Origin of the sequence: Rhizobium sp. BK376 (assembly GCF_004341625.1) — a bacterium.
Taxonomy (GTDB): Bacteria; Pseudomonadota; Alphaproteobacteria; order Rhizobiales; family Rhizobiaceae; genus Rhizobium.
On the sequence record NZ_SLZG01000043.1, the window covers coordinates 1 to 23,186 of the forward strand.

A 23,186-nucleotide genomic window follows, 5' to 3' on the forward strand; every position below is an offset into this window, starting at 1 on the left:
CTCCTGCGATCATTGCAGAAAGGAAATAGGTGGCCGGATTTTACTCCGCCCGCGGCTGGACTATTCCGCCGCTACCGTGGCCGACTTTTCCACCGACGATCTCACTTCCGAGTGGAAATTTCGACGATTGGATCTATAGGCCACCGACGGTAGCACCAAACTGGCAAAGCAAATCGATCGAGATGATCGCTTTGAGCTTGTCTAAGGGCGTGGACTCATAACGATCTGATCCAGATGCGTGTTGCGGCCAGCTTGATTGCGGCCAAAAAGTTGTGCTCCGAAATCCTTATGGTTATGCAGGAAATCAGCTGGCATGTGCGTCCGCTACGAGGCTGTTGAAGAACTTCCGCGTGCGCACCAAGCCGTATTTCTTGGCGGCACGGGTAAGGGGGCGATGTCACGTTGTTTTGTTCAACGGCCGTAAAGTCGCTTGTCGGTAAACTCATGCAATTGCAGCGGTCACGGCTTTCCACTGCGCCATGGCGCGGATGCGATGAATATGGGTGGATAGGGCTGCGTGTCTCTGGTGCGGCGCGACGAAAAGATTTCGGACTGCTGAAAAGACCGAGATGAAACGTTGCAAACCTCCGACGGTTCGAAAGCCCTGCATCATCCGCTCTCGTTTTCGAAGCGGCACGTGAGAATTCTCTGCGCGATTGTTAAGGCCCTTGTGCGATCGATGTTCGACGCTGGGCATCACATCCCGACTTGCCGCTCCGTATGAGCGCAGTTTGTCGGTGATGATGCGCTTCGGTGACAGGCCCTGCTTCTTCAGCAGCCTGACCAGCAATCGCTTGGCAGCCTTGGTATCGCGGCGAGCCTGGACGATCTCGTCGAGAACGTAGCCGTCCTGGTCGACCGCGCGCCAAAGCCAATGTTTTCGACTGCCGATGGAAATCACGACCTCATCCAGATGCCAGATATCCTTCCGCGACGGCTTCTTTCTACGCAACTGCTTGGCGTAGGCTACCCCGAATTTGCGGCCCCGCCGCCGTATCGTTTCGTAAGAGACTGACGATACCGCGCTCCAGCAACATTTCCTCGACCAGCCGCAGGCTCAACGGGAACCGGAAATACAGCCAGACCGCACGGGCGATGATCTGCGGTGGAAAGCGGTGGTTCTTGTAGCTGATGGTCGATGAGGTCATCTCAACCGAATTATCCGCCACCCGTTAAGTTGTCGACAACGTGACATCGCCGGCTGTCGATCTTCTTGAAGGCAATATCCGCCCCTGCGAAGGCCGCGCGCGTTGCGCGCGCCCGTTCAATTGCGATCGCCTGCGCCCCGTCGCGGCATGACAGGTTCAGAACAAACGATCCAGGAACTTCAGCGACTGCCACACTTGTCAGGACCGGCGAGGGGCCGAGTGAACCCTTGAATTGCGCCGCACTATCGAGCGCTCCTGTCAGGTCATCAGCGATCAGACGCAGGGTTGTCATGCGGAATGCGTTTCCGAAGCGTTCGCCGAGACGACGGTTACCGTCAAACCCAAATCCCGCAGACGTTCGATCTCGCCTGCATCAGCACGATCATCGGTGATCATTTCATGGATATCACGTATATCGCAGATACGGCAGAACGCTGCTGTGCGGAACTTCGAAGCATCGGCCAGCAGGATCGTACGGCGCGCCGATGCAATCATCGCGCGCTTCATGGCGGCCGCTTCGATGGACGTTTCCGTCAGGCTTGTGCCACTGATTGCGTGCGTGCCGATAAAGGCGATATCCGTGCTGAGATTGGCAAGAAAACTCTCGCCCGGCTCGCCAACTGCGGTCAGAGATCCAGATCTTATCGTGCCGCCTAGCATGACCACCCGGACGGCCTGGGACATCGAGAGCGCCTGTCCAATACCGACATCGTTGGTGACGGCGGTTAGAGCAGTGCCGCGTTCGAGACAGGCGCGCGCAGCAGCTAGAACCGTCGAACTGCTGTCGAAAATTACGCTGGCGCCAGAGGAGACGCTTGCAGCGGCAGCGTAACCGATGGCCTCCTTCTCTGACCGATCGAATTCCGCAGCAATTGCCGCCTCCGGTTCGAAGGTTGATTGCACTTGCTTTTGGATCAGAGCGCCCCCGTGGGACCGCTCCAGATAGCCGCGCTCTTCCAGATGCTCGAGATCACGGCGCACGGTCGACAGCGATATGCCGATCTCTTCCGCCAATTCCTGGATGGAGGCCGCGCCCCGCTTGCGGATATGTTCGAGCATAAAGGCACGGCGTTGTGCCGGTATCAGCTCGGGTCGTTTAATCGAAGCCATGGCAAATCCTGAATGAAAATCAACGCGGCCGCGGGTGACGGTTGATCAGCGTATTATCAAAATGATTGCGTCAAAGATCAATTGCCGCAATGCATCGGGCATTTGCATCAACGACAATACCGATGACAAAGGGTTTATGAAAAAGGCGCCCACAAATGTTTCGGCATATGCGTCGCCGCTCAGGATGGGCGTGCCACCAATGACGGATATGAGCCCTAAGGGTGGCACCCACCGTCAGCGTCACGAGAGTCTTCGCAGACGCGATCGGGATATTTCGCAACATGAATTGTCTCCCTCCCCGACTGAACAACGGTCTATTCGGCATCGCACTGATGCTCCAAAATGAACTGTTATGGACGGTGATGATAGGTTCTAATATCATCGGCCGTCAATATCTGCCGCAATGCAGCAAATAAACCCACAAAGTAACCGTAAATTCAGGTATGTGCGACGCAATATGAAATTAAATAGCGTTTAATGCACTTATTTGACTTTATTTGAAATATTTCTTGGTTTAAGGTCCGCCGAAAATGATGACGGAGAAGACCCGTGAGCCAACCAAGGATCGCAATCACATCCGGAGATCCGGCAGGAATTGGCCCGGAAATCATGGCGAGGGCTGCCGAGGTTTTATGGCCACGGATATCTGCTGGCGAGCTTTCGCTTGCGCTGGTTGGTTCTGCGGCGGCACACAGCCGAAGCGTTGCCGCGCTCGGCTTGGAGGATCGAGCCAGATTGCTGACGGGATCTGTAGCGCATGACCGTCACGCTGGACTGACGTTTGTTGACGTCGATCCGACGCGGGCGGCAGTCCCGGTCGGTCACTCGACAGCTGCGGGCGGGAAGATCGCCTATGATGCGATTGCTGGGGCAGTCAAGCTTGCCTTAAGCGGTGCGGCGGACGCCATCTGCACCGGCCCGATCAGCAAGGAGGCGCTCAATCTGGCGGGCTATCACTATAGCGGCCACACAGAGCTGCTGGCCGATCTAACGGAAGCGCGCGACAGCGTGATGTTGCTTGCCCACGGAAACATGCGGGTGAGCCACATCACCACACATGTCGCGTTGCAAGATGTTCCAAAACGCGTCACGCCACAGCGCATCAGCCGGGTCGTTGCCCTCACCGATGGCGCGTTGCGGACCCTGGGGCTTGAGCGGCGGAAAATTGCGATTGCCGCACTCAACCCACACGCCGGGGAGGGTGGTCTCTTCGGCCGTCAGGACATCGACGTCGTCGAACCGACCATTCGCGCGCTACGCGATGAAGGTTTTGATGTCGAAGGGCCCGTACCGGGCGACACAGTGTTCGTAAAACTGCGCGCACGCCAATTCGATGCTGTCGTGGCGATGTATCACGACCAGGGGCATATTCCCGTGAAATTGTTGGGATTCTCGGTGGATGAGAAGAGCGGCCGCTGGGAGGCGCTGAGCGGCGTGAATGTCACGCTCGGGCTGCCGATCATCCGTACCTCTGTCGATCACGGGACCGCGTTCGACATCGCCGGAAAGGGTATCGCCAGCGAAACCAGCCTGATCGAAGCCGTAGAGCTTGCCGTGGCCATGTCACGGGCGTGAGCAGGAGACCCTGACGCGGCAGTGACTTGAGCCACGTGCCATTTCCAGTCTGATCGGCTCCGGCCCGGTGAGATTATGCCAGTTAGCCGGTTTGGGAGGAAAACATGATCGCGAAGCACATCCGCAGGGTGATGGTTTCAGTTGTGGCGCCATTGCTTTTGAGCGTTACGACTGCGGCTGCCGCCGAAACGGCCAAGCCGACCATAGGCGTGGTTGTACCGACGCTTGCGGCGCAGTTCTGGAACAACTACGTCGATTTCATGAAGAAGGGTGCCGACGAGCTCGGCGTCGATCTCGTCGTTCTCAATGCCGACAACAAACCGGATCAGATGGTCAAGGCGCTCGAGGATCTGGCCGCAAAGCCCGCAGATGGCATTATCTTCACGCCTTATTGGGCGACAGCAGCCAGGGGCCTCACACTCGCCAAGGACGCAAACATTCCGGTGATCCTGACCGACAGTTATCCCGATTTCGATCCCCAGACCTCACGTTTCCCCAATTATAAAGCTTTTGTCGGGCCGAGCGACGAAGATGCTGGCCGTCAGATGGCTGAAGCCCTCTTCGCCGCCGTCCAGCCGGATGCTTCCGGCAAGAAGGTCATTGGCGTCGTCAACGGCACGGCGGGTACATCCGTAGCGATCGATCGCCGCAAGGGCCTCGAGGATGCCTTGAAGTCTCACCCGGAAGTCGTGGTGGCCGGTGAAGTCGATGGCAACTTCGTACGCGACACCTCGCAGACCGTCTTTGAGTCCCTCTATCAGGGCCACCCCGAGATCAAGGGCGTATGGGCTGCCAATGGCGGTACGGCGACAGGCGTCATGACAGCGTTGAAGAACGCCGGCAAACAGCCAGGCAAGGACGTATTCGTGGTGGCGATGGACCTCAATCCCGAGAATGTCGAAGCCGTAAAGTCGGGCGAGCTTCTGTTTGACATCGGCGGCCACTGGCTGCAGGGCGGCTTTGCGCTGGTCATGCTCTATGACGAAATCAAGGGTCATGCAGTGCCGAAGGATGCGGATAACGTCAAGCTCAAGCTCTTGCCTTTGACCAAGGACCGGGTCGCCCAGTTCGAGGCCGATTTTCCAGCCGGTGTGCCGCCCTACGATTTCAAGGCGCATTCCAAGACGTACACGCTTGACGCCGCCGCTGCCTCGTTCGAGCTGAAATACTCGAAATAATCAGACCTCAGACGTCGGTTGGTCTGATCTGACCGGCGTCATTTTCGATGACAAGCAAGCCCCGCCGCAGCCCTTCGCACATTTTCGATGGAACCATCGCGGGCGCAAGCCCGGTAGACCTGGATCTCCTCACTAAGGATCGCGTTTCGTGCAGATCGTCGCAGAAGATATTGAGCGAAGTTTCGGAAACACCCGGGCGCTGTCCGGGGTCTCCCTGACGCTTCAGGCAGGGCGCATTCATGCGCTGGTGGGTGAAAACGGCGCGGGCAAGTCGACCCTGCTGAAGATTCTTGCCGGGGCCGAACGTCCCGATACCGGCAGCATGACCATCGACGGCGAACGCTACGCGCCTCGCAATCCTGCCTATGCGCGTGAACGCGGTGTTGGTCTTGTTTTTCAGGAAATGACGATAAATCCGGCACTGTCGATCGCTGAAAACATATTCATCGGGCAATTCGCCCGTTATCGACACAAGGGTTTCTTGAACTACCAGAGACTACAGCGTGATGCGCAGGCGCTTCTCGATGGGTTTTCCGCCGATATATCCGTGCGCCAGCCTCTCACCAGGCTTGATCTCGGGCAGTGGAAATGCCTCGAGGTGGCGCGCGCGCTTTCGACGTCGCCGCGTGCTGTGTTGTTCGACGAGTCCACGGCCTTTCTCGGCCACCGCGAAGTGAACGTCGTTCTTAGCGCAATGCGGGCGCTCAAGGCGCAAGGCCTGACCGTTGCCTTCGTGTCGCACCACTTTGCCGAAGTCGAAGCGGTTGCGGATTTCCTGACCATTCTTAAGGACGGACGCAAAGTCGGCGATTTTCAGGCGGGTGAACTTGATCGCGAACAGATCCAGAGCCGCATGGTCGGGCGCGACCTGTCCAAGGGGCTCTATCCACTACGCGCCAACGCATGGTCGAAGCAGGAAAAATTGCAGTTCGATCATGTTGCGGCCGATCGTCTTGAGCCTGTCTCACTGTCGGTCATGGCAGGTGAAATTGTCGGCATTGCCGGATTAAAGGGCGCGGGTGGGGAGCGCCTCCTGGAAGTGGCCGCCGGCGTGGCAAAACCGACATCCGGCAAGCTCTTGCTTGAAGGGCAGCAGAAATCCTTCACCTCGCCGGCCGACGCATGGACGTCCGGCATCGCGTACCTGCCGGGGGATCGCACCGCCGAAGGGCTCATCGTCGAGGCATCGGTGCTGGACAATCTTGTCATGGCAAAACCTCCGCGCCGCGGCCCGCTTTTCGACCGGAAAAAAGCGAATGTGCTCGCCCGGTCGCTGATCGAAAGGCTGACGATCAAGACCAGTTCGGCATCTGCCCGCTCAGGCTCGCTCAGCGGCGGCAATCTGCAGAAGGTTGTTCTCGGCAAATGTCTGGCCATTGGTCCGCGCGTCCTTCTGCTCAACAATCCCACCCGGGGCGTCGATGTCGGCGCAAGGGCTGAAATCTATCGCTCGCTGCGTGAAGCGGCCTTGTCCGGCCTCGCCATTTTGCTCGTCAGTGAAGATCTCAACGAACTCATCGGCCTCAGCGACCGTATCGTCGTCATGCGCGGCGGCTGCGTGTCGGCCGAGATCGATGATCCGGCCGACACGACGGAAGATGTCGTGATCCGGTCCATGATTTAAGGAGTGCCTCGATGTCCGATTTGTCTGCCCGGGAGCCTGCATCCGCCAATGGTAAAAGTTGGTTCGATCGCGACGATATGCGCCGCTTTTTCCCCATTCTCCTACTTCTAGTTCTTGCGGGGATCTTTTCGTTGGCCTCGTCCCGCTTCCTGCAATTCAACAACTTGATGATCGTTGCGCAACAGGCGGTGGTCTTGCTGGTGGCAGCACTTGGCATGACGTTTGTCATCATTGCCGGATCGATTGATCTGTCCGTCGGCGCAATTGTTGCGCTGGCCGCACTGGTGGCCGCCGAGACATCGACGACGCTCGGTGTCTTCGCCATCATTCCGGCCTGCGCCATCGGGGTACTGTCCGGCACGATCAACGGAACGATCGTGGCGAAGGGCAAGGTGCCGTCCTTCATTGTGACGCTTGGCGCCATGGTGATTTACCGCGGCATAGTGCTGTTCTTCACGCGCGGCGCGCCGGTTTCCATCGAGGACGAGATGTTTCTGGACGTCTATTCCGGGCGCACCGCCGGCATTCCGCATTCCATGCTGATTGCAATCGTCATGATCATCATCGCGGCGGTCATGTTGAACGCGACCGTATTCGGACGCGAGGTACGCGCCATCGGCGGGGGCGAGCGCATCGCGCTCCTGACGGGTATCCGCGTCGATCGCGTCAAGATCGCGATATTCGCCTTGCTTGGGTTTTTGTGCGGCGTGGCGGGTCTTTTGCAGAGCGCGCGTGCGATGTCCGCGACCGCACAGCTTGGCGAAGGACTGGAACTCGATGCTATTGCCGCGGTCGTGGTTGGGGGCACGCCGCTCACCGGTGGAATAGGCAGCCTTCAGGGAACAGTCCTCGGCGCGCTGATCATTACCATCCTGTCGAACGGGATGAACATCATCGGTCTGGATCCGTATTTCCAGAACCTCGTGAAGGGCGCCGTGCTCGTCCTTTCCGTCTTCGTGACGATAGATCGAAAGAAGATAGGCATCATCAAATGAGCAAGTCGAAATTTCTCATTCAGACGGTGTTTCAACACAGGAGTGACGTTGATGGCAGGTTTGACATTGCATAATTTTGGCATCGCAACGGGGCAGCTTTTTATCAATGGCCGCTGGGTTGAATCGGCGACGGGCGATCGGCGCGATATCTTCAACCCCAAGGATGAAACAAGGGTCGACACCGTCTCGGCCGGGTCTCTCGAAGATGCCGAACGCGCCGTCGCGGCTGCCCGCAAGGCACAACGGGCCTGGAATGCCCTGACACCGATGGAACGCGCAGGCTTTCTGTACAGGCTCGCCGATCTTATCGATTCCCATAGCGAGACGCTGGCACAGATGTTGACCGCGGAGGGCGGCAAGATCCTGTCGGAATCGCGCATCGATGTGGCCTTCTGCGCACTGCTGCTTCGCCATGCGGGTGAAAGCGCCCGCCGTCTTGAAGGCGAAATCCTGCCTGGTGAGAACCACGATGAACAGATCTGGATCCCGCGCGTCCCCTATGGCGTGGTCGTCGGCATCACAGCCTGGAATTTCCCCGCTGCGCTGTTTGCCCGCAAGGTTGGTCCTGCGCTGGTGACCGGCAATACGATCGTCATTAAGCCACACGAGTTGACACCGCTGACGACGCTTGCGCTGGCGGAACTGTGCCGTCAGGCCGGTATTCCCGATGGGGTCGTCAATGTGATCACCGGCGACGGCCGCTCAGTTGGGGCGCATCTTGTCTCCCATCCTGGCACCGACATCGTCTCGATGACGGGATCGGTGCGCGCGGGCAGCGAGATCTATGCTCTTGGCGCCGAACTGATCAAACCCGTACGCCTCGAATTGGGCGGCAAGGCGCCCTTTATCGTCATGGAGGATGCCGATCTCGACAAGGCGGTCGAAGCGGCCGTGACGTCGAAATTCTTCGCAGGTGGTTCGGTCTGCACCTGCAACGATCGCATGTATCTGCATCGCAAGATTCATGACGAGTTCATGGACAAGTTTGTGGCGCGTGTGAGCCGGCTGACTGTTGGTGATCCGACGACCGACGTCAACATCGGTCCCCGCATCAGCGGTGGGGAAGTGGCAAAGCTCTCGCAGATGGTTGCACGCGCCGTGGAGCAAAAGGCAACGTTGCTCAGCGACGTTCAGCCTGCCGGGGCCGACGAGGCCCAATATGAGCGTGGCCATTGGTTCTTTCCGAAGGTGTTCTCGGTTACCTCCAACGATGTCGACATCATGCGTCAGGAAACCTTCGGGCCTGTCATCGCGGCAATGTCGGTCGATGATTTCGATCAGGCGCTCGCGTTCGCAAACGACTCCGAATACGGCCTGTCGGCCTACGTCTTCACGCAGAATAACCGCCGCATCATGCGAAGCGTGACCGAACTGGATTTCGGCGAGATCTACGTCAACCGGCCATCCGGAGAAAGCCCGCACGGTTTCCACACCGGCTATCGCAAGAGCGGGCTCGGCGGAGAGGACGGCAAGCATGGGATCGAGGGCTTCCTGCGCAAGAAGACCCTCTACGTCAACTACGCCTGACCAGCGTAGCCGCGAGACATGCGGCTGGCCGACACGAGGCCGACCGCATGTTTCGCAGGGCTTTGCTAGCCACCTCGGCCTGTGAGCCAAAGAAGTCGCGGTAATGCAGTTGAGGAACGATCGTGCCGCCATGGGCGTGTCACGCATTTATATGGGAGAAACGCATGCCTATGAAAATGACGTTAGCAGCAATCGCGCTTGCACTTGCAAGCACATGCGCCGCCCGCGCTTCGGCCGCCGATTATAAATGGCCAGACAACATTCCGCCAGAAGCCAAAGCCTTGATGGAACCCTTGCCGCTGTCCCCGACCGGACAGGCCGTGCCCGGTTATCCCAATGGGGCGCCGGCGGTTTCCGCCGACACGCTGAAGCTTTCGGATGACGACATCGCAAAGTTGAAAGCAGGCAAGTTTACGGCTGGTCTTGTCATGCATACGATGGACGCAGGCTGGCCACACCTTCAGGTGAGCGGGATCACCTCAACCCTGCAGTCCTTCGGCATTCAAGTTGTCGGCACCACGGATGCCAAATTCAATGTCGGCCAGCAGATCAGTGACCTCGAGCAGATGATCGCGCGCAAGCCCGATGTAATCTTCTCCATCCCGATCGATCCGAAGTCGGAATCGGAGGCCTACAAGAAAGCCGCCGCAGCGGGCATCAAGCTCGTCTTTCTCGACAATGTTCCGGTCGACATGGCGCCGGGCAGGGACTACGTCTCGGTTGTCGCAGCCGACAACGAGAAGAACGCATTCTTCGCCGCCGACGAACTGGCCAAGGCGCTGGGCGGGAAGGGTGAGGTCGGTATCCTGACCCTCGTCTACGACTATTATTATTCTGTCGCGGCTCGCAAGGTTGGAGCGCAGAAGGCATTCGCCCAATATCCCGACATCAAGGTCGATGCCGTCGGGACATTCACGTCGCCCGAAAAGGCTTACGAAGTCGCTACCAGCATGCTGACGGCCAATCCCGACATGAAGGGGATATTCGTTGCGTGGGATACGCCTGCGCAGCAGACCGTTGCTGCTGCCAAGACACTCGGTCGCGACATCATCGTTACGACGAACGATCTCGCAGCCGACAGCGCGGTGAATGTGGCGCGCGGAGAGTTCCTCGCGGTGGGTGCGCAGCAGCCTTATGACCAGGGCGTCGCTGAAGCCAAGGTCGCTGCGCTGGCGCTTCTGGGCAAGCAAGTGCCAGCCTATGTGTCCGTGCCGACGTTGCGCGTCAAGAAGATCAATCTTCTTAGCGCCCTGAAGCAGGTCACGAAGGAAGAGCCGCCGGCGTCGCTGATCAAGCTCTGCAACGACAAGTGCTTCTAAGCCTGTGGTGATATCTGATCCGGCGCAATCGGCGCCGGGTCATTCTTGATGGGTGCTTGTGCCGGTAACCGGCTTGGATTTCAGGAGGCCTTCTTGCCGACCCCGAACGAACCCGCGATCGTCGCCATGGAAAACATTTCCAAATCATTCGGCGCCAACAAGGTGCTGAGAGATGTTTCGTTCGCCGTGCGGACTGGCGAGGTGCATGCGCTGCTTGGCGAAAACGGTGCTGGAAAATCGACCTTGATGAAAGCGCTGATCGGCGTGCATCACGTCGATGAAGGCCGAATTCTTCTCGAAGGTAGCGACGTTACGGCTCTTGCTCTGCGTGACCGGATGGATCGCGGCATCGCGATGATCTTTCAGGAGCTGAGTGTGCTGGCCAATCGTTCGGTTGCGGAAAATCTCTTCCTGCTGCGAGAACCACGGGCGCTGGGGCTTCGTGTGGATCGCAAGCGCATGATACGCGAAGCCGATGCGCTGATTGCGCAATATGGATTCGCACTGAAGTCCACCGATATCGTGGGCGAACTCGGATTCGCCCAACGCCAGATGGTGGAAATCCTGAAAGCGATTTCCCGGCGCGCCCGGCTGATCGTCATGGATGAGCCTACGTCTTCGTTGACGGTACAGGAAGAGGAAACGCTTTTTGCCACCATCGCGCAGTTGAAGACCACCGGCATCGGTATCGTCTACATCAGTCACCGCATGGCCGATGTTCTCAGGTTGAGCGACCGCATATCGATCGTCAAGGACGGGCGCATTGTCGGGCCTTTCCGTCCAGAGGAAACATCCATCGATCATATTGCCGCCTTGATGTCCCGTCCACGCGATGCGCAGATGGAGGATCTGCCGCAGGATGCCTCCGCATCGCCGAAGCGGGCGAGCTTTGCCGGCAACAGTCTTCCGGCCTTGAGCGTTCGCGATCTGTCGACGTCACGCAAACTCGAGGCGATCTCATTCGATATTGCACCGGGCGAGGTTGTCGGGTTGGGGGGGCTGGTGGGCAGCGGCCGTTCGGCGCTCGCCAAGGCTTTGTTTGGCATCCTGCCGGATGTCCGCGGCCAGATAACAATTTCCGGCATGCCCCTTGTGCCTGGTAGCGTCCCGCGCGCAATAGCGGCCGGTGTGGCTCTGGTGCCGGAAGACCGCCGGCTGGAGGGACTGATCGGCGGCCGCTCGCTTGCAGAGAATTTCGCTCTGCCAAGCCTTTCACGCTTTGCGAAGCTCGGCGGCCTTGGCCCTGTCGCTGCCGGCCGCATCAACAGTCTTTTCGACCGCTATCGAAACGATCTGAGCCTTCTCTGCCGCGGGCCGAATCAACCGGCGCAACAGCTCTCGGGCGGAAACCAGCAAAAGGTCGTCTTCGCGAAATGGCTCGCCATGGGGCCAAAGCTGCTCATTCTCGACGAGCCGACATCAGGGGTCGATATCAACGCAAAACGCGAGATGCGGGCGCTTGTGCGTCGCACGGCGGCAACCGGTGTCGGCGTCCTGCTCATCTCCTCCGAGCTGGAAGAACTGATCGATCTCTCCGATCGCATCCTCGTCATGGCCGCCGGCCGTGTGACCCGCAGCATCGAACGCGCAGAGGATGAAAGTCAATTGCGCTCGCTGCTGCAAACCGAGGCCGCCAGACACATGTCACTGCCCAGGAAGGAAGAATGAGCATGGCACAAAAGACCTCCGCTTTTGCCGGACGCGTCGCAACTTTCGCGCGAAATCATATTACCTACGGCATTTTCATTCTGATTACGCTGTATTTCATGATGTTTGCTCCGCACTTTGCATCCTTGACGACCGCGACAGCGGTTTTACGCATCACGGCGATCGTCTCGATCATGGCGATCGGCATGACGTTTGTGATTATCTGCGGCGAAATTGACCTGTCTGTCGGTTCGATGGCAAGCTTTTCGGGCATGATGCTAGCCATGCTTTATGAGCGCGACGTGCCGACATTCCTCGCGCCGCTGCTTGTGCTCCTGCTTGGCGGTGTCGTGGGAGCCGTTTCCGGGCTGCTGGTGACGAGATTGCGCATCCCGTCCTTTCTCGTCACCCTTGGAATGCTGTCGATCTTCTCAGGGCTTGCGCTGACCGTGACCGACACGCGGCCGGTCCCGATTCTCGATGACGACTTTTCGGCTATCTTCTGGAACGGTTCGATTTTCGGAATCCAAGCGCCAATTCTCTGGACACTGGGTCTGACCGCCGCGGGATATTATCTTTTGCACCAGATGGCTTTTGGCAGGCGAGTTTTCGCGACGGGGGGCAATCCGGTCGCGGCCCAATTTTCCGGCGTACGAACGAATGGCGTCAAGATCGCGGCTTTTGTCCTGTCCGGCATGACAGCAGCCCTGGCCGGAATGATGCTTGCAGCTCGCTCGACAGCGGGTAATCCAAGCCTGGGCGCCGGCCTTGAGCTGGACGTCATCGCCGCCGTCATCATCGGAGGGACGAGCCTTTTCGGCGGCTATGGATCGATTGTAGGTTCGGTCGTCGGCGCAATCTTTATCGGCATTCTCGGCTTCGGCCTCCTCGTGATGGGACTGTCGACCAGCATTCAAGAAGTGATCAAGGGAGTGATCATCATTCTGGCAGTTTCGGTCAATCGTCGTTAGCGTATCCCTCTGTGGCCTTCGCCCAGCAAGTCTACATCAATCCTAAATGTAGCAGACCCCGGCAATACGAATGGCCTTTCGATCCGCTGATAGATCTCGTTCACCCTCCTCACCGAGGTTGGCAAGGCCACACAGGAAATCAATCGGGTGTGACACGCTAACGAAGCCGCTGATCCTAAGCGCATTCTCATCGTGAGTGCGGTGGCGTCGCCTTTAGGGATTGGTGGAGATCGGTTTGGTAATTGGTGCAAATGACCGAAGTCCAGCATGCCCACATCAGAGGCCATCGCTTCCCCGCCGAAATCATCGCCCATGCTGTGTGGCTCCATTATCGGTTTCCACTCATCTTTCGCGATGTTGAAGATCTGCACGCGAGCGCGGCCATTGAGGTCTCGTTCCAGACGGTCTCGGAATGGGCGGCGAAGTTCGGCCTCAAATTTGCTCGTCAACTCCGGCAGTGCCAGCGCGGCCAGCTTTCCGACAAGTGGCAATTCGATGAGATGGCGTCTCCATCAAGGGAGAGAAATACTGGCTCTGGCGCGCTGTCGATGCCAATGGCTACGTCCTCAATGCGCTGCTGCAAAGCCGAAGAAACAAGCGAGCAGCGCCCTTGTGCGATCGATGTTCGACAGCAGGCATCACATCGCGCTTCGCTGCCCTGTACGCGCGCACCTTGTCAGTGACGATGCACTTTGGCGACAGGCCTTGCTTCTTCATCAGTCGGATCAGCAACCGCCTGGCCGCCTTCGTACTGCGGCGGATCTGTACGATTTCGTCAAGCACATAACCATCCTGATCGACCGCTCGCCGAAGCCAGTACTTGCGGCCGCCGATGGAAATCACCACCTCATCCAGGTGCCAAATATCCCTTCGCGAGGGCAAGGCTTCTTCCTGCGTAATTGCTTCGCATAAGCCGTTCCGAACTTCCGACCCCATCGACGGATCGTTTCATAGCAAATCACAATGCCGCGCTCCAGGAGCTTTTCCTCGACAAGGGGAACCGGAAATAAAGCCAGACCGCATGGGCGATACTGTGCGGCGGAAAGCGATGGTTCTTGTAGTTGATGATCGGCGTGCTCATCGCGCTCGGTTAGCCGTCAACCGTTAAGCCGCCAACAACTGGACAGCGCCGCCCACGATGAAGACGGCCCAGATGAATGGATTCTGACATGGACACAAATAAGTGCCTAAGCAACGGCAAGCGCGCAGATGCGTCAGCAGAACAAATGAATTTAGAAAAGCTGGTCGAGCAGATTGAGATGGTGACAGAAGCGCATAAGGAGGCTCGAGAGACAATTTATCGCGGCAGTGAGAAAATATGATGGCGCTGGCCGCCGGACGGCAGCCCGGCGAGGGGCCGGTCACTGCAGCCCTCGTTGGGCAGTGGTACCGGATCCTGTCGGCTTCCGTGCCTGCTGCCTGGAACGGATAGCTGCCACGTGACGAAATTGTCTTGACTGATTTCCTCAACGATCTTTAATAGATTGATCCGCTGGACCAACCAGTGGACCGGGGGGCGCAATGGACGAAAGTCCAATCTTGACCGAGGTACCGAACATCGCGCGGAGCCTCGCCCGCCGAACGGCGCGTGACGTCATTGCCGAGAAGCTGACGATCCTGATCGCCACGAATATGCTGCGACCGGGCGACGGGTTGCCGGGCGAACGTGAGCTAGCCAATGTTCTCCATGTCAGTCGCGAAACGGTGCGCGGCGCCATCCATACCCTCGCCGCGCAGGGCATCATCGAGGTTTCGCATGGCAGCCGCAGCCGTGTCGGCAAGGTCGACCTCAGCCACATCACGGTAACGATCGCCTCGCCCAACGCGATCGACGGCTACGATCTGGAATCCGTTCATGCGGCACGTCTCCACATCGAACTCAAGGTCGTCGGCGACGCCGCCGAACGGATCGACGACGCGACGCTGGTGAAGCTGGAGGCCCTATTGGAGGCGCAGCGCCTCAGCGGAGACGACGCGATGCGTTTCCTGATTTGTGACCGCGAATTCCACATTGCGATCTATCGCGCTTGCGGGAACCCGCTCCTCGCCGCTTTTGTCACCGATCTATACACCTACATGATGAATTACCGGCGTAGTGCCATGTCCCGGCCGGGCGCCATCGAAGCCAGTTACAGTGATCATGTCTCAATCATCGAGGCTCTGGCGCGGCATGACCGGGACGCCGCCGTTGCGGCGTTCCAGCATCATCTGACACGTATTTATGAAACGACTGGGGTTCTGCTGGCCAGCGGTAATCCGGCCTGAGCAGCATAAGGAAATCTGCCTGACATGCATGTGGGGGATGGAAAATCTGAGATGGAGCAACCCGAAACCGCACAAAGAACCCAGATCGCCCTCGTCACTGGCGGCGGTACCGGCATCGGTCGCTCCATCGCCAAGGCGCTGAGCGCGGAAGGTTATGCCGTTATCATTACCGGCCGCCGCAGCGATGTGCTGGAAAAAGCCGCTAGTGAACTTGCAGCCGGGACCGGCGGCACGATGCGTGCGATCGCCTGTGATATCGGCGTTGCCGAGCAGGTCGCTGATCTCTTCGGCAAGATCAGAACAGAGTTTGGCCGGCTCGACCTCCTCGTCAAAATGCCGGCAGCGGTGTTCCAGCGATCCCGCTCGAAGACGTCACCTTCGATCAATGGAGCGGCGTGGTCGCGGCCAACCTCACCGGTGCCTTTCTTTGCACGCAGCAGCCTTTCACGCTGATGAAGTCGCAACAGCCCCGCGGTGGCCGGATCATCAACGACGGGTCGATTTCGGCGACGACGCCGAGGCCGAATTCCGCCCCATATACTGCGACGAAGCATGTGATCACCGGCCTCACGAAATCAACCGCGCTCGACGGACGGCCATTTGATATCGCTTGTGGGCAGATCGATATCGGCAATGCCGCAACAGAAATGACCGCGAGGATGAGTTCTGGTGTGCTGCAGGCGAACGGAGAGATCGCCAGCGAACCGACGATTCCCGCCGAGCATGTCGCTCGCGCGGTCGTCTACATGGCAGGCCTTCCGCTGGAGGCAAATGTCCTGACCATGACGGCGGTGATATCCCGGAGGAGGGGATGACCGGCCGATAAAGGCCAAAAAAGGAACAAGTTTGGGAGGGACTTTTATGGCAGGTGTCGAATTTATCGATGTCAGGAAATCATTCGGGGCGTTCCCGGTCATCAAGGGAGTGAACATCGAGATTGCCGACGGGGAGTTTGTGATCCTGGTCGGACCGTCCGGATGCGGAAAATCCACGCTCCTGAGAATGCTTGCCGGGCTTGAGAATATTTCCGCCGGCGAGATCCGTATCGGCAATCGTGCCGTCAATGGAGTAGCGCCGGGCGACCGCGACATAGCGATGGTGTTTCAAAATTATGCGCTTTATCCGCACATGTCGGTGGCACAGAACATGGCCTTCTCGCTGATGCTCAAACGCTCGCCGAAAGCGGACATGGACCAGCGTGTCAAGAAGGCCGCGGAAATCCTTGGTCTCACCAAACTCCTCGACCGCTATCCCCGCCAGCTTTCCGGCGGCCAGCGCCAGCGTGTCGCCATGGGCCGGGCGATCGTGCGCGATCCACAGGTCTTCCTCTTTGACGAGCCACTTTCCAACCTGGATGCCAAGCTTAGAGTCGCCATGCGTGCGGAGATCAAGGAGCTTCATCAACGTCTCTGCACGACGACCGTTTATGTCACGCATGATCAGATCGAGGCTATGACAATGGCCGACAAGATCGTCGTCATGCATGACGGTGTCGTGGAGCAGGTGGGAAAGCCGCTGGATCTCTACGACACGCCTGCCAATCTTTTCGTTGCGGGCTTCATCGGTTCGCCGGCGATGAACATGATCAAAGGCCGCCTCAATTCGGAGAACGGTAGCCATTTCGTTGCGTTGGACGGAACCGTCCTACCGATTGCAAATCCGCCCGCCGGCGCAAAGGATCGCGATCTCGTCTATGGGCTACGTCCGGAATATATCGCGCTCGACGACAACGGTCTGCCGGCGGAGATCATCGTGATCGAGCCGACCGGCTACGAAACGCAGATGATTGTTCGGCTTGGCGGCAGCGACGTCAACTGCATCTTCCGGGAACGGATCAATGCCCGACCTGGCGATACGCTGCGCATTTCCATCGATGTGCCGCATGTCCATCTCTTCGACGCCGAAAGCGGTCAGAGATTGACTATCTGATGCCGCATCCCTGGTAAGCAGGAAGAAGAGGAGTCTTCCGGCTCACCGGTTGATGCGGAAGCATCCGGCAGGTTCGGATGCGATGGTCGTCGCTCACCAAACGGGAAGGTGGGCGCCGGGGGAATTTGCTCCCGTTTTCAAAGGAGGAGTATCATGGCATTCAAGAGACGTGACTTTCTTGCCGCATCGGCGGCAGCGGCCGGTATCGTCGGCCTCTCGCCGCTCGGTATACGCCCATCTTTCGCCCAAGCCGAACCCGGATACACGCCGGAAAAGGGTGCAAGTCTCAGACTTCTTCGTTGGACACCCTTCGTCAAGGGAGACGAGGATGCCTGGCTTGCCAATACCAAGAAGTTCACGGAGGCGACGGGCGTCGAGGTTCGTGTCGACAAGGAGAGCTGGGAGGACATCCGACCGAAGGCCGCCGTCGCCGCCAATGTTGGTTCCGGTCCCGACATAGTGATGTGCTGGTTCGACGATGCTCATCAGTATCCCGACAAACTCGTCGACCTGACGGAACTCGCCACCTATCTCGGCAACAAATACGGTGGCTGGTATGACGGCGTGCGCGGTTATGCAACCCGCGGCGACAAGTTCATCGCTATGCCGCTGACGGCGATCGGCAATGCCGTCGTATATCGCGACAGCCATGTGAAGGCCGCAGGCTTCAGCGAATTCCCCAAGGATACCGCGGGATTCCTCGAGCTTTGCAAGGCAATGAAGGCCAAAGGCACGCCCGCCGGCTTTCCGCACGGCAAGGCCGTCGGCGACGGCAACAATTACGCCCATTGGCTGCTTTGGAGCCATGGCGGCAAGATGGTGGACGAAAGCGGCAAGGTGACGATCAACAGCCCTGAAACGCTGGCGGCCATCCACTATGCACAGGATCTTTATGCGACCTTCATCCCCGGCACGGAAAGCTGGCAGGACATCAACAACAACCGGGCCTTCCTTGCCGGGCAGGTATCGCTGATCGCAAACGGCGTTTCGGTCTATTATTCGGCTAAGAAAGATCCGAAACTTGCCGAAATCGCGGCCGATATCAGAACCACAAACTTCCCGGTTGGCCCAGTCGGCAAGAGTGTCGAGCTGCACCAGACGAGCTCGTTGGTCCTTTTCAGCCATACCAAATATCCGGAAGCAGCCAAGGCCTATATCAAGTTCATGATGGAAGGCGACCAGATGAACGCCTGGATCCAAGGATCGAGCGCCTATTGCTGCCAACCCCTGAAGGCCTTTGCCAACAATCCCGTCTGGACCGCCGATCCGATCCATGCGCCCTATGCACGCGCCTCGGAAACGCTACGCCCGAACGGCTATGCCGGTCCTCTGGGCTATGCTTCTGCAGGGGTGATGGCCGATTACGTGCTCGTCGACATGTTCGCAGCCGCCGTGACCGGCCAGATGACGCCAGAGGATGCGATGAAAGAAGCTGAGCGCCGCGCAAACCGTTACTACAAGGTTTGATGCCCGCGAAGATCTGCAGCATGTCGGTGACGGCATGCTGCGACTGTCTATCAGGAGATAATACCATGTCGACCGTCACATCCGGGGATCCGACGCGCAGCCCGATCAAATCGCTCATGCAGAACAACAATGTGCTCGGCTTCCTCTTCATGTTGCCGGCTGCCGTCTTTCTGGTTTGTTTTCTCACCTATCCGCTGGGACTTGGGGTCTGGCTCGGTTTCACGGACACGCGGATCGGACGTGCTGGGAGCTTTATCGGATTGGAGAACTATGTATTCCTGGCCAACGACTCCGTTTTCTGGCTGGCAGTCTTCAATACGTTGCTCTACACCTTTGTTGCCTCTATCCTGAAATTCGTGCTCGGCCTCTGGTTGGCCCTGCTTCTCAATCAGCATCTGCCATTCAAGTCGTTCTTCCGAGCCATCGTGCTTCTGCCCTGGGTCGTTCCGACGGTGCTTTCGGGGCTGGCATTCTGGTGGATCTACGATTCCCAATTTTCCATTATCTCATGGTCCCTGATGAAGATGGGCCTGATCAATGGCCCGATCAATTTCCTCGGCGATCCGACCAACGCGCGCATCTCGGTCATCATCGCCAATGTCTGGCGCGGCATTCCCTTCGTCGCGATTTCGCTGCTAGCCGGCCTGCAGACCATTCCTGCTTCGCTTCAGGAAGCGGCCTCCCTGGATGGCGCCACAAGTTGGCAGCGCTTCCGTTATGTCACGCTGCCGATGTTGACGCCGATCATCGCCGTTGTGATGACCTTCTCCGTGCTGTTCACGTTCACGGATTTCCAGCTCATTTATGTGCTGACCAAGGGTGGGCCGGTCAATGCGACGCATCTGATGGCGACGCTTTCCTTTCAGCGCGGTATCCCTGGCGGTCAGCTCGGTGAGGGTGCGGCAATCGCGGTTGCAATGGTTCCCTTCCTGCTCGCCGCCATCATGTTCAGCTTCTTTGGTCTGCAGCGCCGCAAATGGCAGCAGGGTGGACAGGACTGAGGTCGGGAGAACGCCATGAAAACCAAAGCGAACTCTGCCAATCCCGTTCTTACCGACAATGTCGAAGGCATGGGCTATCTCAACCGCCTACCTCGGCGCATCGTCATGCTCTATCTGCCAATGGCGGTCTTTGTCTTCGTGCTCCTGTTTCCCTTCTATTGGATGGCCATAACGGCCATCAAGCCGAACGAGCAGTTGACCGATTACAATAATTACAGCCCCTTCTGGGTCGTGGGGCCGACACTCGATCACATCAAGTACCTATTCTTCGAGACGTCGTATCCAGGCTGGCTCTGGAACACGATATTGGTGGCGGTCGGATCGACCGCGTTGTCGCTGCTGGCTTCAGTTTTTGGCGCCTACGCAATCGAGCGCGTGCGCTTTACCGGCTCGCGTCCAATCGGGTTGCTGATCTTCCTAGCCTACCTCGTTCCGCCTTCGATCCTTTTCATTCCCTTGGCCTTCATTGTCTTCAAGCTCGGGATCTACGATTCTAGGCTGGCTCTCATCTTCACCTATCCAACCTTCCTCATCCCATTCTGCACTTGGTTGTTGATGGGTTATTTCAGGTCGATACCCTTCGAACTGGAAGAAAGCGCACTGGTCGATGGCGCCGACCGCTGGCAGATCCTGATGAAGATCATCCTCCCGTTAGCAGTGCCCGGGCTCATATCGGCCGGCATCTTCGCCTTCACGCTGTCCTGGAACGAATTCATCTACGCGCTGACCTTCATTCAATCCTCGGAAAACAAAACCATTCCGGTTGGAGTTTTGACGGAGTTGGTGCGCGGCGATGTCTTCGAATGGGGATCGCTGATGGCGGGCGCCCTATTCGGTTCATTGCCGGTCGTGATCCTCTACTCCTTCTTCGTCGACTATTATGTCTCATCGATGACTGGTGCAGTGAAAGAATGATGCTGAGAACGTATTGCCACCGGGTGGTGGATATTAAAGGGTCTTCCCGGCTTCATCGCTATGACCACGATCAACCTTCTCCACGCCATCTGGATCATCTGTTCCTGCGGATTGACCAGTCTGCCTGTGCAGGGCGATTATAGGAGCAGTAGCTATCTGGTCGTGTTTCCCGATGAAGATTGAGTGGAGAGTAGGTGGTGAGCGCCGTGCAGCCTTACGGCGGCCGGTTTCACACCACCTCTCAGCAGCCTCTGTCACCACGAAAGGCGGCTGGGATAACGACCGCATGCAGTTGAGTGATCCTACTGTATTCAACAGATCGCTCGAAGCCTGCAGTCACATAGGGGTCAAACCGGAAATACAGCAAAAGCTGGCGGAACTGATGAAAGTCTCGCAAGCCAATGTGCGGTTTGAGTTTTGCCGACGGATCATGATGGGTTACGTCAAAGGCACGATCTCTTATGACGACTATTGTTCACTTCGTCCGAGATTACGCCATGTCCGACAGTATCGCGAGGGCTTTGAGGATCGACCGGTCAGCTTTGGAAAGCATGCATGATCAGAAGCACGGAAACGGCGTCTTTCCGGTCACAGCGAAGATGGATTCTGGTGAAACTTTCAAAGGCAGCACCATCAATTCAAAGAAAAAGGGCCGCCATTTTTCGCTCCAGTCCTCACGTAGATCGACGACATGCTCCGGTGACAGTGACAGTCCCAAACCGATGTCGACCTTCCAGATCAAATGTTCGGATGGGCGGACAGGAAACGCCATCATCACGATTGCATCCGACAACATGTCAGCGACCGGAAAGGTGACCCTTTCCGATGGTAGTAAAGGACGCGTTATTGTTGGGCAGCCGCGGTAGATGTGAAGTCTATGTTCGAACAGGCAAACCGCAGAGCGCAGGGGCCCAAATGGGAATGCCCGAGCCAAACCACGAAACAATTGGAAGAGACCATACGGAACGACCATGTCACTTCTCGGTAGCCTGTTTGCAAGAAAGGAATCGTCAGGCGGTTTGCAGGCCGGGTCTCTCGATAAGGTTGAGCCCCGCTCCCTTTTCGCCGAGCCGCCTGTTGGCGCTGACCATACGCGGAAAGGCATTCTTCTTTATCGACCATATCCTCCACCGCCAGCGGGTAGTATCTGGTCTAAGATCGGAGGGCTACCAAATTTGCCAGAAGATATCGAATGGCCGCGAGGAATCTCCTACGAGCGTAATGTGCCATTGCATTTCTTGGCGCAGATCGAATGCGCCGATCTGCCTCGTATCGACAATCGCCTCCCCGAGCAGGGAGCATTGTTCTTCTTCGCGAGCCAGGACGAAGAGCAGATATGGAACGAGGGCGATCCGCAAGCACGGATTCGAGTGATCTATTCGACGAACGCGGCTCAAGCGCCGTTGCGATCCGCCCCGGATGATCTGCCACCGATTTCTGATCACACCGCAGATAAACCCTATGGCCCTGTCTGAAAATTGCCTGGTGAAGACGGCCCGTCGATCCAGCTGGAATGGCCACTCAAATCTGCGGTCTTCGACACGTGGCCGGACGAGTATGCGATCAGCACGCCTCTGGATCCGGACTACGGTGCGACGCTCGAAAGACGCCGAGTTGCGTCGATCGTCGCAGCGACAGGTTTGCCAACATCCTCCGGGGAAGGACCGTGGTGGGAGCAGAGCAGGACGTTCAAGCTTCCATCCGCTCGCTTCACGCGATTTCCTTCGGCAACATTTTTATCGAACGTATCGCACGGGTTATAATTCAAGATTCATATCATCGACTGAATGCGCTACCAAACGCCTTGGCCGAGGCTCCACAATGGATCGCGGCGGCGACACAGACCGATCTGGCTGAAAAAACGAGCGATGAAGACCGAATCCGATTTAACGCATGGCTCGAAAATTCGCGTACGACCCTGACATCTCCGGCAACTTTAATCTCCATCTCCCTGGACTACTCACCCGAGGGATTGCCGGCGCGATTGCCCTCTCGGCGTCGAAGCCGGAAATCGCCGCGGTCATCCCTGAACACTTCTACGAGATGCTGGAGCGCGATCATCTGCCCGTCCTCCAGGAGAAACGGTACACGAGAGGTGGGTGGGGAACGTGGAAGCTTGAGGCCCGTAATCATCAGATGTTGGGTAACGTGTCCGGCATCCAGGAAACGCATCAATTGTATCAACCAGGCGGGCGTGGCGACACCGCTAGCAACGAAGATGTTTGTCTTCTGAGGCTCGCGTCGGATCCGGGTATCGAGCTAATGTTTGGCGATCTTGGCGTCGCCAACTTCTGGATAGAAGGTGAGGACCTGCGTTCGCGACGATTCGACAGATGCTTTGCGCAGATCGAAAGTCATTGACCCTCTAACGCTTTTGGGGCGCCTGTCGTTGACACGGAAAGCGACGGAAAACTAGAGAACGGATTTGGATAGCACGAGAATTCGGGCGGATGACTTTGTCGGTGCTCTTTTGGTGTTCGGCTTGCTCTTCAAGCGGCTCAATGCCGGTGACTGT

The 23,186-nt window shown here is 57.8% G+C and carries 20 protein-coding genes and 4 pseudogenes; 19 read left to right on the plus strand and 5 right to left on the minus strand.

Annotated features, from left to right (window positions below; genetic code table 11):
- Positions 1-442 precede the first annotated feature (442 nt).
- The 3 genes and pseudogenes from EV561_RS34600 to EV561_RS34610 form a co-directional block, all read right to left on the minus strand.
- A pseudogene (locus EV561_RS34600) lies at positions 443-1,195 on the minus strand (IS6 family transposase).
- Positions 1,159-1,440 carry a hypothetical protein gene (locus tag EV561_RS34605; protein WP_132528400.1) on the minus strand — a complete coding sequence of 94 codons (282 nt, stop codon included), beginning with the start codon at positions 1,438-1,440 and terminating at the stop codon, positions 1,159-1,161. The pseudogene EV561_RS34600 and the gene EV561_RS34605 overlap by 37 nt, the downstream one beginning before the upstream one ends.
- A complete protein-coding gene (locus EV561_RS34610) occupies positions 1,437-2,258 on the minus strand; it encodes a DeoR/GlpR family DNA-binding transcription regulator (protein WP_132528401.1) in 822 nt (273 codons plus the stop codon). The genes EV561_RS34605 and EV561_RS34610 overlap by 4 nt, the downstream gene beginning before the upstream one ends.
- A 549-nt stretch (positions 2,259-2,807) precedes the next feature.
- Between EV561_RS34610 and pdxA the strand changes: the two genes are divergently transcribed.
- From pdxA to EV561_RS38250, 9 genes and pseudogenes are all read left to right on the plus strand, one after another.
- Entirely contained in the window at positions 2,808-3,833 is a 1,026-nt protein-coding gene (pdxA, locus tag EV561_RS34615; protein WP_132528402.1) for a 4-hydroxythreonine-4-phosphate dehydrogenase PdxA, read from the plus strand.
- A gap of 104 nt (positions 3,834-3,937) precedes the next feature.
- Positions 3,938-5,011: an ABC transporter substrate-binding protein gene (locus EV561_RS34620; protein WP_132528403.1), complete on the plus strand. Its 1,074-nt coding sequence runs from the start codon at positions 3,938-3,940 to the stop codon at positions 5,009-5,011.
- A 148-nt stretch (positions 5,012-5,159) separates the two neighbouring features.
- Positions 5,160-6,635 carry a sugar ABC transporter ATP-binding protein gene (locus tag EV561_RS34625; RefSeq protein WP_132528404.1) on the plus strand — a complete coding sequence of 492 codons (1,476 nt, stop codon included), beginning with the start codon at positions 5,160-5,162 and terminating at the stop codon, positions 6,633-6,635.
- Positions 6,636-6,646: 11 nt separating this feature from the next.
- Positions 6,647-7,630: an ABC transporter permease gene (locus tag EV561_RS34630; RefSeq protein WP_132528405.1), complete on the plus strand. Its 984-nt coding sequence runs from the start codon at positions 6,647-6,649 to the stop codon at positions 7,628-7,630.
- Positions 7,631-7,681: 51 nt separating this feature from the next.
- Entirely contained in the window at positions 7,682-9,157 is a 1,476-nt protein-coding gene (locus EV561_RS34635; protein WP_132528406.1) for an aldehyde dehydrogenase family protein, read from the plus strand.
- A gap of 164 nt (positions 9,158-9,321) precedes the next feature.
- Positions 9,322-10,476, plus strand: coding sequence for a substrate-binding domain-containing protein (locus EV561_RS34640; protein ID WP_132528407.1), 1,155 nt, complete (start codon positions 9,322-9,324; stop codon positions 10,474-10,476).
- A gap of 93 nt (positions 10,477-10,569) precedes the next feature.
- A complete protein-coding gene (locus tag EV561_RS34645) occupies positions 10,570-12,144 on the plus strand; it encodes a sugar ABC transporter ATP-binding protein (protein WP_165928027.1) in 1,575 nt (524 codons plus the stop codon).
- Positions 12,141-13,094: an ABC transporter permease gene (locus tag EV561_RS34650; RefSeq protein WP_132528409.1), complete on the plus strand. Its 954-nt coding sequence runs from the start codon at positions 12,141-12,143 to the stop codon at positions 13,092-13,094. The genes EV561_RS34645 and EV561_RS34650 overlap by 4 nt, the downstream gene beginning before the upstream one ends.
- 511 nt (positions 13,095-13,605) lie before the next feature.
- Positions 13,606-13,653: pseudogene (locus EV561_RS38250) on the plus strand (hypothetical protein); the annotation flags it as partial.
- A 47-nt stretch (positions 13,654-13,700) separates the two neighbouring features.
- On the opposite strand, the pseudogene EV561_RS34660 reads toward EV561_RS38250, so the two are convergent.
- Positions 13,701-14,221, minus strand: a pseudogene (locus tag EV561_RS34660) (IS6 family transposase); the annotation flags it as partial.
- A gap of 42 nt (positions 14,222-14,263) precedes the next feature.
- Between EV561_RS34660 and EV561_RS37485 the strand changes: the two are divergent.
- The 8 genes and pseudogenes from EV561_RS37485 to EV561_RS37745 all read left to right on the plus strand — a co-directional run bounded on the left by EV561_RS37485 (position 14,264) and on the right by EV561_RS37745 (position 21,230).
- Positions 14,264-14,416 carry a hypothetical protein gene (locus EV561_RS37485; RefSeq protein ID WP_165928028.1) on the plus strand — a complete coding sequence of 51 codons (153 nt, stop codon included), beginning with the start codon at positions 14,264-14,266 and terminating at the stop codon, positions 14,414-14,416.
- 199 nt (positions 14,417-14,615) lie between these two features.
- Positions 14,616-15,359 carry a FadR/GntR family transcriptional regulator gene (locus EV561_RS34665; protein WP_132528410.1) on the plus strand — a complete coding sequence of 248 codons (744 nt, stop codon included), beginning with the start codon at positions 14,616-14,618 and terminating at the stop codon, positions 15,357-15,359.
- A gap of 51 nt (positions 15,360-15,410) precedes the next feature.
- Positions 15,411-16,174, plus strand: a pseudogene (locus tag EV561_RS34670) (SDR family oxidoreductase).
- Positions 16,175-16,220: 46 nt separating this feature from the next.
- Complete coding sequence (gene ugpC / locus EV561_RS34675) at positions 16,221-17,288, plus strand: sn-glycerol-3-phosphate ABC transporter ATP-binding protein UgpC (RefSeq protein WP_132528411.1); 1,068 nt, start codon at positions 16,221-16,223, stop codon at positions 17,286-17,288.
- A 153-nt stretch (positions 17,289-17,441) separates the two neighbouring features.
- Positions 17,442-18,755, plus strand: a complete 1,314-nt coding sequence (locus tag EV561_RS34680) for an ABC transporter substrate-binding protein (protein WP_132528412.1) — start codon at positions 17,442-17,444, stop codon at positions 18,753-18,755.
- 65 nt (positions 18,756-18,820) lie between these two features.
- The gene (locus EV561_RS34685; protein ID WP_132528413.1) at positions 18,821-19,756 is read left to right on the plus strand and encodes a sugar ABC transporter permease; all 936 of its coding nucleotides are present in this window, start codon (positions 18,821-18,823) and stop codon (positions 19,754-19,756) included.
- Positions 19,757-19,771: 15 nt separating this feature from the next.
- Positions 19,772-20,671 carry a carbohydrate ABC transporter permease gene (locus tag EV561_RS34690; RefSeq protein ID WP_132528414.1) on the plus strand — a complete coding sequence of 300 codons (900 nt, stop codon included), beginning with the start codon at positions 19,772-19,774 and terminating at the stop codon, positions 20,669-20,671.
- Positions 20,672-20,843: 172 nt separating this feature from the next.
- The gene (locus tag EV561_RS37745) at positions 20,844-21,230 is read left to right on the plus strand and encodes a hypothetical protein (RefSeq protein ID WP_207910654.1); all 387 of its coding nucleotides are present in this window, start codon (positions 20,844-20,846) and stop codon (positions 21,228-21,230) included.
- On the opposite strand, the gene EV561_RS37750 is transcribed toward EV561_RS37745, so the two are convergent.
- On the minus strand, positions 21,231-21,644 hold the full coding sequence (locus tag EV561_RS37750; protein WP_207910655.1) for a hypothetical protein: 414 nt from the start codon (positions 21,642-21,644) through the stop codon (positions 21,231-21,233).
- On the opposite strand from EV561_RS37750, the gene EV561_RS38500 reads away from it, so the two are divergent.
- Together EV561_RS38500 and EV561_RS34705 are read left to right on the plus strand one after the other, a co-directional pair.
- Positions 21,643-22,146: a YwqG family protein gene (locus tag EV561_RS38500; protein WP_132528415.1), complete on the plus strand. Its 504-nt coding sequence runs from the start codon at positions 21,643-21,645 to the stop codon at positions 22,144-22,146. The two genes, EV561_RS37750 and EV561_RS38500, sit on opposite strands and share 2 nt — an antisense overlap.
- Positions 22,147-22,564: 418 nt before the next feature.
- Entirely contained in the window at positions 22,565-23,032 is a 468-nt protein-coding gene (locus EV561_RS34705) for a DUF1963 domain-containing protein (RefSeq protein ID WP_132528416.1), read from the plus strand.
- The last annotated feature ends 154 nt before the right edge of the window (positions 23,033-23,186 follow it).